General features: G+C 61.6%; 11 protein-coding genes and 1 tRNA gene. 4 read left to right on the top strand and 8 right to left on the bottom strand.

Annotated features, from left to right (window positions below):
* Nucleotides 1-69 precede the first annotated feature (69 nt).
* Nucleotides 70-145, top strand: a tRNA-His gene (locus PHF15_RS08765).
* A 53-nt stretch (nucleotides 146-198) separates the two neighbouring features.
* Here the strand turns inward: PHF15_RS08765 and PHF15_RS08760 are convergent.
* The 7 genes from PHF15_RS08760 to PHF15_RS08730 form a co-directional block, all read right to left on the bottom strand.
* Nucleotides 199-3,318, bottom strand: a complete 3,120-nt coding sequence (locus PHF15_RS08760; protein ID WP_300120372.1) for an error-prone DNA polymerase — start codon at nucleotides 3,316-3,318, stop codon at nucleotides 199-201.
* Nucleotides 3,319-3,327: 9 nt separating this feature from the next.
* Entirely contained in the window at nucleotides 3,328-4,647 is a 1,320-nt protein-coding gene (locus tag PHF15_RS08755) for a DNA polymerase Y family protein (RefSeq protein ID WP_300120370.1), read from the bottom strand.
* A complete protein-coding gene (gene imuA, locus PHF15_RS08750; RefSeq protein WP_300120368.1) occupies nucleotides 4,586-5,422 on the bottom strand; it encodes a translesion DNA synthesis-associated protein ImuA in 837 nt (278 codons plus the stop codon). Before imuA ends, PHF15_RS08755 begins: the two co-directional genes overlap by 62 nt.
* 218 nt (nucleotides 5,423-5,640) lie before the next feature.
* Nucleotides 5,641-7,062, bottom strand: coding sequence for an exonuclease domain-containing protein (locus PHF15_RS08745; protein ID WP_300120366.1), 1,422 nt, complete (start codon nucleotides 7,060-7,062; stop codon nucleotides 5,641-5,643).
* 21 nt (nucleotides 7,063-7,083) lie between these two features.
* Entirely contained in the window at nucleotides 7,084-7,629 is a 546-nt protein-coding gene (locus PHF15_RS08740; protein WP_300120364.1) for an NUDIX hydrolase, read from the bottom strand.
* 4 nt (nucleotides 7,630-7,633) lie between these two features.
* The gene (locus tag PHF15_RS08735) at nucleotides 7,634-8,329 is read right to left on the bottom strand and encodes a fumarylacetoacetate hydrolase family protein (protein ID WP_300120363.1); all 696 of its coding nucleotides are present in this window, start codon (nucleotides 8,327-8,329) and stop codon (nucleotides 7,634-7,636) included.
* 19 nt (nucleotides 8,330-8,348) lie between these two features.
* Nucleotides 8,349-8,651, bottom strand: a complete 303-nt coding sequence (locus PHF15_RS08730) for an antibiotic biosynthesis monooxygenase (RefSeq protein WP_300120362.1) — start codon at nucleotides 8,649-8,651, stop codon at nucleotides 8,349-8,351.
* A gap of 103 nt (nucleotides 8,652-8,754) precedes the next feature.
* Here PHF15_RS08730 and ycaO point away from each other — a divergent pair, with 103 nt between their 5' ends.
* Together ycaO and pgeF are read left to right on the top strand one after the other, a co-directional pair.
* Nucleotides 8,755-10,482, top strand: a complete 1,728-nt coding sequence (gene ycaO / locus PHF15_RS08725; RefSeq protein WP_300120361.1) for a 30S ribosomal protein S12 methylthiotransferase accessory factor YcaO — start codon at nucleotides 8,755-8,757, stop codon at nucleotides 10,480-10,482.
* Between the two features lie 108 nt (nucleotides 10,483-10,590).
* The gene (gene pgeF, locus PHF15_RS08720; RefSeq protein WP_300120360.1) at nucleotides 10,591-11,370 is read left to right on the top strand and encodes a peptidoglycan editing factor PgeF; all 780 of its coding nucleotides are present in this window, start codon (nucleotides 10,591-10,593) and stop codon (nucleotides 11,368-11,370) included.
* On the opposite strand, the gene PHF15_RS08715 is transcribed toward pgeF, so the two are convergent.
* On the bottom strand, nucleotides 11,299-11,586 hold the full coding sequence (locus PHF15_RS08715) for a hypothetical protein (protein ID WP_300120359.1): 288 nt from the start codon (nucleotides 11,584-11,586) through the stop codon (nucleotides 11,299-11,301). The two genes, pgeF and PHF15_RS08715, sit on opposite strands and share 72 nt — an antisense overlap.
* Before the next feature lie 107 nt (nucleotides 11,587-11,693).
* On the opposite strand from PHF15_RS08715, the gene phaC reads away from it, so the two are divergent.
* Nucleotides 11,694-13,418, top strand: coding sequence for a class I poly(R)-hydroxyalkanoic acid synthase (phaC, locus tag PHF15_RS08710; RefSeq protein WP_300120358.1), 1,725 nt, complete (start codon nucleotides 11,694-11,696; stop codon nucleotides 13,416-13,418).
* The last annotated feature ends 18 nt before the right edge of the window (nucleotides 13,419-13,436 follow it).

Raw genomic sequence — 13,436 nt, 5'->3', positions numbered from 1 at the left:
GACTTGGCCGCCAACTCGGCCGATTTTTGAAGCCGGCTTGACGTTTCATCGGTTATAATTTTTGCCACGGTGGCTGTAGCTCAGTTGGTAGAGTCCAGGATTGTGATTCCTGTTGTCGTGGGTTCGAGCCCCATCAGCCACCCCATTAATATAAGAAAACCGCACTATCGAAATGGTAGTGCGTTTTTTTTGTCCATTTCAATGAAAGTCCCGACTGGGTGCGGCAAGCCGTCCCAGTAAAGGCGTCAAATCCACCAAGCGCTGTGCGATCAGGTTGCCCACCTCGCCTTTGCGTTGCCATGTGCCGTACACGCCCAGCAATTTGGCGTTCATCAATGCCTGGCGTTGCCGCTCGCGCACACTTTTCCAGACGATGACCTGCACACTGCCGTGTTCGTCCTCCAGGGACACAAAAACCACGCCCTTGGCGGTTCCCGGTTGCTGCCGCAGCGTCACGATGCCGCAGGCCCGCACCAGGCGACCATTGGGCAGATCACGCAAGGCTTTCGATGACTGGAAGCGCATGGCGCTCAGGCGCTCCCGCAGCAGCGCCATGGGGTGCCGCCTGAGCGTGAGTCCGAGGGCGGCGTAGTCAAACACAATTTCTTCGCCCTCGGGTGCCTCGGGCAACTCAAGCAGGTCTTCTTCTATGGGCGCATCGCGCAGCAGCAGGGGCGGTGCATGTAAGGCCGCAGCGTCCCAGACCTGTTGCCGGCGGTGCCCGGACAGGCTGGTCAGGGCATCGGCTGCGGCCAGCAGTTTCATTTCAAACTGTGCCAGGTTGGCACGGCGGGACAGGTCTTCTGCGCTGTCAAAAGCTTGTTGCGCACGCGCGGTAACAATGCGCTCGACGGATGTGCGCTTGAGCCCGGAAATCAGACCCAGCCCCAGGCGCACGGCTGGTGCATGGGACAAGTCTTCCAGCGTGGCGTCCAGGTCGCTGAACATCACATCCACCGCCCGCACTTCCACACCATGGCGTTTTGCGTCCTGCACCAGCTGGCTGGGCGAGTAAAAACCCAGCGGCTGGGAATTGAGCATGGCGGCCAGAAAAGCGGCGGGCTCCGTGTGCTTCAGCCAGCAACTGGCATACACCAGCAAGGCAAACGAGGCAGCATGGGACTCCGGGAAGCCGTATTCGCTGAAGCCCTTGATCTGCTCAAAAATCTGCACCGCAAATTCCTTTTGGTAGCCGCGCGCTGTCATGCCGTCGACGATGCGGTCGTAGTATTTCTCCAGCCCGCCCTTGCGTTTCCAGGCCGCCATGGCGCGGCGCAAACCGTCTGCCTCGCCCGGGGTGAAGCCGGCCGCCAGAATGCTGACCTGCATCACCTGTTCCTGAAAAACCGGAACGCCCAGCGTCCTGCCCAAAGCCTGTTCCAGTGCCGCGCTGGGGTAAGCCACCGCCTCCTTGCCCTGGCGGCGGTTCAGGTACGGGTGCACCATGCCACCCTGGATCGGGCCGGGCCGCACCAGCGCCACCTCGATCACCAGGTCGTAAAAGCACCTTGGCTGCAAGCGCGGCAGCATGCTCATTTGCGCGCGCGACTCGATCTGGAAAACGCCCACCGTGTCGGCCCGGCACATCATGGCGTAGGTGTCCGGGTCTTCGGCCGGAATGTCCTGCATCTGGAACTCAAAGCCGCGCCGCAGGCTGACGAGTTCCAGCGCTTTGCGAATCGCCGTCAGCATGCCTAAGCCCAGCACATCGACCTTGAGCAAACCCATGGCGTCCAGGTCGTCCTTGTCCCACTCGATCACCGTGCGGTCTTCCATGGCGGCGGCTTCGATGGGCACCAGGCGCGACAAAGGCCCCCGGGTCAGCACAAAGCCGCCCGGGTGCTGTGATAGATGCCTTGGGAAACCCATCAGTTGGCGTGTCAGGTCCATCAACTGGCGCACCGCCAGGTCGTCCAGTGACAGGCCCAGCTCTTGCAGCCGGTCGGTATGCAACTCCCGGCCATCCCAATGGCGGTGCGATTTGGCCAGCTTTTCCAGCACCTCCAGCGCAAAGCCCAGGGCTTTGCCAACATCCCGGATGGCCGACTTGGGCCGGTACGAAATCACCACTGCCGTCAGGGCGGCGCGCTCGCGACCGTACTTCTGGTACAGGTACTGGATCACTTCTTCACGGCGCTCGTGCTCGAAGTCGATGTCGATGTCGGGCGGCTCATTACGCTCCTTGCTGATGAAGCGCTCAAACAAAACGCTCATGCGCGCAGGGTCCACTTCGGTCACGCCCAGGCAATAACACACGGCACTGTTGGCGGCCGAGCCGCGTCCCTGGCAGAGGATGTGGCGCGAGCGCGCGAAAGAAACAATTTCATACACCGTCAGAAAATAAGGTTCGTAGTGCAGCTCGCAAATCAGCGCCAGTTCATGCTCGATCTGATGCTGTACTTTGGCTGTCATGCCGCCGGGCCAGCGCCGGCCAGCGCCCTGGTAGGTGACCTTGCGCAAATACGACTCTGGTGTTTCGCCGGCCGGCACCACCTCTTGGGGGTACTGGTATTTCAGCTCGTCCAGTGAAAAGTCGCAGCGGGCGACCAGATTGAGCGTCTCGACTATGAGTGTTTCCGGGAAAATATGGGCCAACCGCAACCGGCTGCGCAGGTGCTGTTCCGCGTTGGCTTGCAGGTCCAGCCCGCACGCGGTCAGGGGCTTGCCGACCCGGATGGCCGTCACGACGTCCTGCAGGGGCTTGCGCGAACGCACATGCATGTGCACATCGCCCACGGCCACCAGGGCAATGGCCGTGGTGGCGCTCAGTTGCCTGAGTTTGTAGAGCCAGATTTCGTCGTCCAGGCTGAGCAATTGCGTGACACCCAGCCAGCACCGGCCGGTGAAATGTGTCAACAGCCATTGGCCAAGTGTCAGTAACTGCGCCGGGGTGTTGCAGCGCTCGGGGCAGACGAGCACCAGACAATCGGCCAGCGCAGGCCCGTTGATGTCTTCCAGCCTAAGGCGGTAGCTGCCCTTTTTTTCAGCGCTGCGCCGCAGGCGTGTGATGAACTCGCACAAGTTGCCATAACCGTTGAGGTTGCAGGCCAGCACGACCAGATTGAAAGGTGTTTCACCGCTGACCTGAAATTGTGAACCCACCAGCAGCTTGAGGCCGCAGGCCTTGGCCGCCACATGGGCGCGCACCACACCGGCCATGCTGCATTCGTCGGTGATGGCCAGGGCGGCGTAACCAAGCGCGTGGGCGCGAGTCACCAGTTCCTCGGGCTGACTGGCCCCCTTCAGGAATGAAAAATTGGACAGGCAGCGCAGCTCGGCGTAATCCAGTAACTGGGGTGAAGGGGGCAGGGCGGCCATGGCGCGGTTTCAGGCAAAGATGCCATGCAGATACCAGGACGCCGCTTCGTTGCGGGGCAGGCGTTGCTGAAAAATCCACAGCGCGCCTGCATGCTGGCTCAGGGCCACCCAGTAGTCACGCGCCACCTGGAGGCTCAACTGGCCGCCGTCGGCATCCATGACGCGGTGCCACCAGCCGCCCTCAATCCGCTCCGGTCCCAGCAGCAGTTGCAACGGCCCCTGGTACAGCGGGCAATCGTCCCGCACATCGAGCTTGAGCGGGTCTTTGAGAATCCAGGTCGGTTGTGGCCCCGGCAGCTGGCGCACTTGGGTGGTGGGTTTGTTGGCGTTCAGCGGCTGCCACTGGGCCATCCAGGCCATGCGGGTGTCCTCGACCAGCACGGGCTGCAGCACACGTTTTTTCCCCAGCCGGGCTTCGATGCGCTCCAGTACCAGACCCAGCGCTTCGCCGCTGGCGTGGTTATCAGGCAACAGGGAACGGCTGGTTTCAATGAAAGGGCTGACCTCGGTGGCACTCAGGATCAAGTCACCTGCCGGAGCCAACAGTTGCACCTTGGCCAGGTTCTCACTCAGCAGCCGGCACAGATGGTCGACGTTTTGGGTCGGCTGCGCCGTGCGCACCGTGATGCTGCCACCTTCATCAGAGTCCCGGGCGCGCATGGCGTCGTGACGCCAGTGCAGCGTGAAAGCGGTCACGCCGCACTGACGGGCCGACAACCAGCCGCCCATTTGCAGCAGCAAACGCCGCGCGCCGAACATCAGGGCTGGGGCCGTGTCCACGCGTCCAGGGAATTCCAGTTTGGCCGCAAAAGTCTCTGGCAGCTTCACCCAGGGGTAACCCTCGGGGCGCAGTCCATAGGCCTGGTCAAGCGCCAGCAGCAACTGGCTGTCAAAACGTCGGCTGATGCCGCCGCGGGGCAGTTGGCGCACATCGGCCAGCGTTTGGCAGCCCAGGCGCGCCAGGGTTGCTTGATGGGCGTTGACTGCATCCATGGATTCAATGGGCAAGGGGTTGAGCACCTGGCTTAACGGCGCTGCAAAACCGTCACGGATACCCATTCGCGCGCAAGCCAGGGCCGCCAGGCTGGTCGGTGCCCAGGCCAGTGCCCTGACACCCAGCTCGGCGGCACCGGCTTCCACCAGCTGGTGCAGCGGGTTTTCGCCACCAAACAAGCGCATGCTCTGCCCCACCTCCAGCCAGACCGTATGCTCTTTCTGTGCCACCCGCGGGGTGAACTGAAGCGCCCAAACGGCCACGCCTTGGGGGTCAATGCGCGGCGAGCTGTCGCAGGCGGCGTCGGTCAACAGCGCAGCCCAGTGCATGGACATTGGAGGCCTCCGTTTTGGCAAGCAACTGGCTGGGGCGCATCAGGCGGGGTGTCAACATGCTGGCCAGCGTACCAAGCACAGCGGGCAGCACGATGGGGCCGTCCAGCAAGGCACCCTTGCGCTTCAGAATGTGAACGTGCAGCGTCCAGTCGGGCCAGAGGGTGGTCAAAACCCGCAGCGGGGCGGGTGACGCGTCTAGCTGGGCCGCTTCTGGCCGGAACAGAAAAACCGGACAGTCACAGGCTTGGGCGTGCACCTGCAAGCGGCGCAATTGCTCGGCACGGGCCCGGGGCAGCCAGGCCAGGATGGCACCACCCCGTGGATTGGCCTTGACCAGTTGTTCGGTGCACCAGAGCCGCTCGGCTGACGTGTCGGCAGCAATCCAGACAATGCTTTTCTCGGTGATGCCGAGTTTGACCAGACCCGGCATATGCGGGCGTTTGGGCGGCCCCACCAGCAAAATGTGGCCACCGCCTGCGGCCAGTCCCGCCAGTGCAGGAGCCAGCAAGCGCCATTCACACAGCGAGGGCTGGGGCTGCAGGAGCTCGGTCAGGGCATTGCAGGGCCAGCCTCCGCAGGGCAACTGGGCATCCAGTGCCGCGAAGCCGCTTGACACCACAGACTGGCCGGCCTGCACCGCCTCAGAACCACGCCAGACGGCTTGGGCGAGGCTGACCGGGAGTTGCCCGATGTTAAACGGATGCCCAAACGGGCGTGGCAGCGCATCTCCCGGCGCGGGTGTGGCGTTGACGATCCATTGCAGGGCGGCGGACATGGCGTTTGGGCTGTGTTTGAATACTGTGCAAAAACACAGTATAGCCAAATCACCGATTTGTAGGAACTGCGCCCTCGCCGCGATTGCCCCCGGAGTTCAATAACGCACCCGGCAACCAAATGCCATCGCGACGGGGCACAGTTCCCACAGGGCCAAATGACCGCGCATTAAGCCTGCCTCAGCGGCAATGTCCAGCCATTGCAGGTGCAGCGGGGTTTCTACTCGGTGGCTGGCGCTGCGGGAAACTCCAGCAGCTTGAGATGACCTTTGCCCCGCACCAGCAGGTGCTTGAGGGCCAGACGGTAGGTGTCCAGGTTGAAGGCCAGCGGCTCGGTGCGGCTGTGCAATGCCTCGTGCAGGTCCGCATCCGAGTGCACCGTGGCCAGATGACACCATTGGTCAAACAGGTGGATGTCGGTGCGCCCGGTGTACGCATTATGTTCACGCAAGCCCACTTTGCCGGCAAAAGGCCAGACCTGCAGCTTGTTGCCAGCCAGCGCCATTTGCAGGCGAAGGTGGTGGCGCTCGGGCGCTTCCTCGCCGCAACACACACCCTTGCACTGACCGATCTGATGGGCAAAACAGCGGCCCTTGCCCGACTCCAGCCCAAGCGCCTGCAGGCACAGCCCCTGCGCTTGGGCGAGTTCGCGCAGCTGGCTTTGGGCCTGGCTTTTGGATCGGTAGGGGCCGTACAGCGCGCCAAATTGTTCTGGCGCCAGTTCACTGCCTCGCACCAGCGTCAGCAGCGGCCGGCTGTTGGGGTTGGGATCAAGCCGCCAGGCGCACAGGTCGCCTTCTCGGCGCAACTGGCGGTTGTGCACGGGCTGGCGTGCCTTGACCAGCCGTGCTTCGAGCAGCAGGGCGCCGAGTTCGCCCGCGGTCTCGACCCATTCAATGCGCCTGATTTCCTGCGCCATGCGCATCTCGCGTGCGTTGCGGCTGGCCGCCTGAAAGTGCGACATCACCCGGCTGCGCAGCTTGACGCTTTTGCCGATGTACAGCGGCAGCGCGCTGTCGCCAAAAAAAAGGTAAACCCCGGGCGTGTCGGGAATGTCCGCGACCTTGGTATCGAGCTGCGGTGGCAGCGCCGCGCTGCCCTGCAACAAACTTTGCGCCTGGCCTGCCACATGCTCGACACCCAACTCGGCCTGCGCCAGGCCAAGCCAGCTTTGCATCACCTCGACATCACCCATGGCGCGGTGCCGTGCGCTGCTGGTCAGGCCGTGGCGCTGCATGATGGCATCCAGGCCGTGGCCCTTGAACTGCGGGTACAACAGGCGTGACAGGCGCACCGTGCACAGGGTTTTGACGCGCAGCGCCACGTCCAAACGACTCAATTCGTTGAGCAAAAAGCCGTGATCGAACCGCACGTTGTGGGCCACCAGCACGGCACCGTCCAACATGGCCAGCAATTCAGGGGCGACCTCGGAAAAACGCGGGGCATTGGCTACCATGGTGTTGCTGATGCCGGTGAGTCGCTCAATGAAGCCCGACACAAACACGCCCGGATTCACCAGGCTGCTCCAGCGCGCCACCTCCACCCCGTGCTCCACCCGCACGGCGGCAATTTCAGTGATGCGGTCATGCACCGGGTTGCCACCGGTGGTTTCCAGGTCAAGCAGCACGTAGCAGGGCAGCATCGCGCGAGGCCTCAGCGGCGCTTAAATAATGTCAAACACATGAATGGAATAGCGGCCCTGGCGGCGGTCGGCAAAAAAACGCTTCAGGGTTTCACCCACCGTCCTGAAGGCGATCTCGTCCCAGGGGATTTCATGCTCGGCAAACAGACGTGCCTCAAGGGTTTCAAAACCCGGATCGAACTGGTCGCTGAGCAGCTGGGCGCGGTAAAACAGGTGCACCTGGCCAACCCGCGGGATGTTCACCATCGAGAAAAACTCGCCCATCTCAAACCGCGCGCCAGACTCTTCCAGGGTCTCGCGTGCCGCACCTTCGCTTACGGTCTCATTGAGCTCCATGAAGCCCGCCGGCAGCGTCCACTTGCCCCAGCGCGGCTCGATGTTGCGCTTGCACAGCAGCACCTTGTCGCCCAGGATCGGAATGGTGCCGACCACGTTAAGCGGATTTTCGTAGTGGACGGTCTGGCAGGTCGGGCACACCGCGCGCTGTTTGGTGTCGCCATCGTCCGGCAGCCGATACACCACGGCCGTGCCGCAGCTTTTGCAATGCTTGATCGGGGGGCGGTGCATGAACTTAAATCACCTTCAATTCAATGCTTGTGAGACCGCTGATGCTGCCCTTGAGCGTATCGCCCGGCAGCACAGCGCCCACGCCCGCGGGAGTGCCGGTGTAAATCAGGTCACCGGGCTGCAACTCCCAGGCGGTGGAGAGCTGGGCGATGGTCTCTGCAATGTTCCAGATCAGGTGCCTCAGCGTGCTGCTTTGGCGCTGCGCGTCGTTCACCTGCAGGCTGATGGCGGCGTGCGTGATGTCGCCCGCCGCACTTTTGGTGGTGATGGGGCCAATCGGGGCCGAGTGGTCAAAGCCCTTGCCGATGCACCACGGGCGGCCCAGAGCCTTCATCTCGTTTTGCAGGTCGCGCCGGGTCATGTCCAGGCCCACGGCGTAACCAAAAATATGGCTCTCAGCCTGTTCCAACGCTATGTTTTTGCCGCCGGTGCCAATCGCCACCACCAGTTCAATTTCGTAGTGCAGGTTTTTGGTCAAGCCGGGGTAGGGCAGCGGGGTGACGCTGCCAGGCGCCGCCACCAGCACAGCGTCGGCCGGCTTCATGAAGAAAAATGGCGGCTCACGCCCGCTGTGGCCCATTTCCTGGGCGTGTTCAATGTAATTGCGGCCAACGCAGTAGATGCGGTGCACCGGAAACTGCGCGCTGGTGCCGACCACGGGCACGGTCACGCTGGGTGCGGGGGAAAAGACAGTGTTCATGGCGGCCCTTAAAGATGCATCAAGCCGACTTGGCGACCAATTCGAAGTGTTCCACCACCGGTGGGCTGGCAAAAAATGGCCCCACAATGGCGCGCCACTCGGCAAACGCCGGGGAGCCCCTGAAACCCACCGTGTGGTCTTCCAGCGTGGTCCAGAAAATTTGCAGAACGTAGCGCTGCGGGTTTTCAATGCCGCGGTTCACCTTGAAACCCTCGAATCCTTGTGCATGGGCAATGACGGTTTTCAGGCCGCGTTGCACGGCCTCTTCAAAGGCGGCGTTCTGGCCGGGCTGGATCGAAAAGTCGGCGAGCTCAAGAATCATAAAAATCTCCGGTGGGGGTCGGTTAATTCAGTAACTTGCGAGTCTAGCGTTTTCAATCCCGCCGCCAGGCCGGACCCAATGAAGCATGAGGTATGCTGGGGATATGAACCACACTACTTTTATTCCTGGCAAAGATGCTGCCCTTGAATCCACCATCAGCACCCTGCAAGGCAAGCTGCAAGCCCTGGGTTTTCACATTGAAGAACGCAGCTGGCTCAACCCGGTTGACGGCATCTGGTCGGTCCACATCCGCGACCGCGACTGCACGCTGCTGTTCGCCAACGGCAAGGGCGCCAGCCGCCTGGCCTGCCTGGCCAGCGCCCTGGGCGAGTTTGTTGAGCGCCTGTCAACCCATTATTTCTGGACCCATTTTTACCTCGGCCCCGATGTCACCGGGCGTGACCATGTGCATTTCCCGCAGGAGCGCTGGTTTGATGTGCCTGAAGATGAGTCCTGGCCTGCCGAATTGCTCACGCCCGAATTACACGCGCTGTACAACCCGCAAAGCAACATCGACGCCAGCAGCCTGGTCGATTTCAACTCGGGCGCATCCGAGCGCGGCGTCTGCGCCCTGCCTTACGTGCGCCAGAGCGACGGCAAAACCGTTTATTTCCCGGTCAACCTGATCGGCAACCTGTACGTCAGCAACGGCATGTCGGCCGGCAACACCCAGATGGAAGCGCGCACCCAGGCGCTGTCCGAGATTTTTGAGCGCGCCATCAAGGCCCGCATCATCAGCCAGGGCCTGTGCCTGCCCGACGTGCCCGAGGCCGTGATTGCCCGCTACCCGCGCATTGCGCGTGGCATTGATGCGATGCGCGAAGCCGGTTTTGGTATTTTGGTCAAGGACGCTTCGCTGGGCGGCCAGTACCCGGTAATGAACGTCACGCTGCTGAACCCGCTCGACCAGGGCTGCTTTGCCAGTTTTGGCGCGCACCCGCGTTTTGAAGTGGCGCTGGAGCGCGCGCTCACCGAGCTGCTGCAGGGCCGGGCGCTCGATGCGCTCTCAAACTTTCCGGCCCCCGGCTTTGACCTGGAAGAAGCCGCCAGTTCCACCAACATCGAGATCCATTTTGTCGATTCCAGCGGCGTTATCCACTGGAAATTTCTGGGCGATGTGCCTGACTATGAATTTGTCGACTGGAATTTCAGCAGCACCACGGCCGAGGACTACGCCTGGAGCCTGGCGCGCCTGCACCACGACGGCCACGAGGTTTACCTGGCCGACTTCGAGCAACTCGGCGTTTACGCCTGCCGCATTATGGTGCCGGGCCTGTCCGAGATCTATCCCATCGACGACCTGGAATTCGAGAACAACAGCATCGCCAACCAGTTCCGCGAAGCTGTGCTGAACCTGCCCGACCTTGACGACGAGGAATGCGCCGACCTGCTGGAAACATTGAACGAATCCAACCTGGCCGACCACCGCCCGGTGGCGGGCCTGATTGGCCTGGCCGCCGATGCCGGCTCGTTTTGGAGCGACCTGCGCCTGGGCGAACTCAAAACCCTGCTGGCGCTGGCCGTGGGCGACGAGGCCGCCACGCTGGAAGGCTGCGAATGGATTTTGAACTTCGACCAGGTCAACCCGCAGCGCAAACGGGTGTACGCCTGCATCCAGAACCTGATCAACCTGGCCGACATCGGGGACAGTGGCCCTTACCTGGACACCCTGGCGCTGCTCTATGGCGCCGGGCCGCTGGCGCAAGCCCACGCGCTCATCATGCAGGAAGACCGTTTCATGGGCCTGGGCGCCCCCGGCTTGGCCCTGGATGGCTGCGAGATGCACCACAAGCTGCTGGCCGCCTACGACAAGATCCACGCAGCGGTTTGATGATGTCGTTGTCGGAACTGCGCTCAGTGGGAGCGGCGCCCTGTGGGAGCGGCGCCCGCGCCGCGATTGCCCCCAACAACCTTCGGCCTGAGGGCGGGCCTCCTACAGATGAGCACCTGGCTCACACCTGACTGGCCGGCGCCAGCTGGCGTCCACGCTATTTGTACCACTCGCATGGGCGGGGTGTCCCTTGCCCCCTATGACAGCCTGAATCTGGGTGACCATGTGGGCGATGACCCTGCCCACGTGGCCGCCAACCGGGCAATTTTTGAGCATGCCATCGGCGCGCACCCGGTTTTTTTGAACCAGGTTCACGGCACCCAGGTCGTGACACTGGATGCCTCTACCCCGGACCGTACCATGGCTGACGCCTGCCTGACCGACCAGCCGGGCCTGGCCTGCACGGTGATGGTGGCCGACTGCCTGCCGGTGCTGTTCACCAACACGCGAGGCCAGGCTGTGGCCGCCGCTCATGCCGGCTGGCGTGGCCTGGCGGGGCAGGGCGGCGTGGGGATTCTCGAAGCCACCCATCAGCGCTTTTTTGACTTGGCGCAGGGCGATCAAGCCCGGCAAGCTGCTGAAACCATGGTTTGGCTAGGGCCGTGCATTGGCCCGCAGGCATTTGAGGTGGGTGATGAGGTGCGCGCGGCTTTCACCGCAAGCGATCCACGAGCGGGTGATTTTTTCAAACCCTTGCTCCAGGGGAAATGGCTGGCTGACCTGGCCGGTCTGGCGCGTCTGCGGCTGCGCGCCATGGGTATCAGCCAGATTTACGGCAATGACAGCAGCCCAGCCTGGTGCACCATGGGCAATGCCTCACGCTTCTTTTCTTACCGGCGTGACCGCGTCACCGGCCGCATTGCTGTCTGCATCTGGCGTGAGGGCTGAGGCCTTCTGTGCATACTGTAGTTCGGCGCTTTCCTTTGCCTTGATGGCACGCCTGCGGGCCGATGTTCCCATCACATACAACACCACCCCCAGCGGCAGCAGACCGTACAGGACAAAAGTGATGATGCCGCCCAGCAGCGTGCCAGTGCTGTGGGTGACTTCGGCCACAGCCATGAGAATGGCCACATAAAGCCAGGCTATTGCAACGATGTACATGAAGGCGAAGTAATTTTTGAAGACAATTGGAAGATGTCAGGTTTTCGAAGGGCTTGGCCAACGATACTAGCGGATTCGACAATTGACCAACTCAGATAGGGATACGCATGAAGGAAGACGTTCAGGAACTTTGGCTCCAATCAGCCAAAAACTTTCAACAAACCATGGCCGAGAGCATGACCAAGGCTTTTGAGTCGTTTCAGAACATGGATTTGGGCGAAGCCAGTGCCAAGATGATGACCCCCGTTGTCAAGCACCCCAAAATCAAGTTTTCGCCGGAAAAACTTCAGGCGCTGCAACACCAGTACATGAGAGAAGCCGGCGATTTATGGGCCGACAGCGTTCAGGGCAAACTGACCGTCACTGACCGACGCTTTGCCGACGCCGCCTGGGCAGAAAATCCGATGGCCATTTTCACCGCCGCCTCCTACCTGCTCAATGCCAAAACCCTGACTCAATTGGCCGATGCGGTAGAGACCGATGCTAAAACCCGCGCCCGCATTCACTTTGCCGTGGAGCAGATCAACGCGGCCACCGCCCCCAGCAACTTCATGGCCCTGAACGCCGAGGCGCAACAAAAAGCCATTGAAAGCCAGGGCCAAAGCATCGCCAAAGGCATTCAAAACCTGCTGCACGACATCCAGCAGGGCCATGTGTCGATGACCGACGAGAGCATTTTTGAAGTCGGCAAGAACGTTGCCACCACCGAAGGTGCTGTGGTGTTCGAGAACGAGTTGATTCAACTCATCGAATACAAGCCCCTGACCGACAAAGTCTATGAAAAGCCATTTTTGCTGGTGCCTCCCAGCATCAACAAGTTTTATATCCTTGATTTGCAACCCGAGAACTCGCTGATCCGCTATGCCGTGGCGCAGGGCCACCGCACGTTTGTGGTGAGCTGGCGCAACCCCGATGCCTCTTTGGCCAAGGCCACGTGGGACGACTACATCGAAAATGCGGTCATCAAGGCCATTAAGGTCACACAGGACATCACGGGTGCCAAAAGCATCAATGCACTGGGCTTCTGCGTGGGTGGCACCATGCTCGGCTGTGGCCTGGCGGTGCTGGCAGCACGTGGCGAAAAGCCGGTGGCCAGTGCCACCTTCCTGACCTCCATGCTCGACTTTGCCGACACCGGTGTGCTCGACGTGTTCATCGACGAAGGATTTGTCAAATACCGCGAGCAGGAAATGGGTAAGGGCGGCCTGATGAAGGGAAAGGATTTGGCCAGCACCTTCAGCTTTTTGCGTCCCAACGAACTGGTCTGGAACTACGTGGTGGGCAACTACCTCAAGGGTGAAAGCCCGCCTCCCTTCGACCTGCTTTACTGGAACAGCGATTCCACCAATCTGCCGGGCCCGTTTTACGCCTGGTACCTGCGCAACACCTACCTTGAAAACAATCTCACCAAGCCGGGCGTGGCCACGGTCTGCGGTGAAAAGATCGACCTGAACCTGGTTGACCTGCCGGTTTACATCTACGGCTCGCGCGAAGACCACATCGTGCCGATCGGAGGTGCCTATGCCTCTACCCAATACCTGCCAGGAAAAAAACGCTTTGTCATGGGGGCCTCCGGCCACATTGCCGGTGTCATCAACCCGCCAGCCAAAGGCAAGCGCAGTCACTGGATCCGTGAAGACGGCAAGCTGCCCAAGACGGCTGACGAATGGCTGACGGGCGCCACCGAACACAAGGGCAGTTGGTGGACCGACTGGTCCAACTGGCTGGCTGCCCAGGCCGGCAAAGAGATTACCGCGCCCAAGACTTATGGCAAGGGCAAGTACAAGGCCATCGAGCCCGCGCCCGGCCGCTACGTGCAAGCCAAGGCCTGATTCTTTTCTTTTTTAACC

This window comes from Rhodoferax sp. (assembly GCF_028689295.1).
Taxonomy (GTDB): Bacteria; Pseudomonadota; Gammaproteobacteria; order Burkholderiales; family Burkholderiaceae_C; genus Rhodoferax.
The sequence above is the reverse complement of the archived record's forward strand: the minus strand, read 5'-3'. Positions and strand labels throughout refer to the sequence as shown.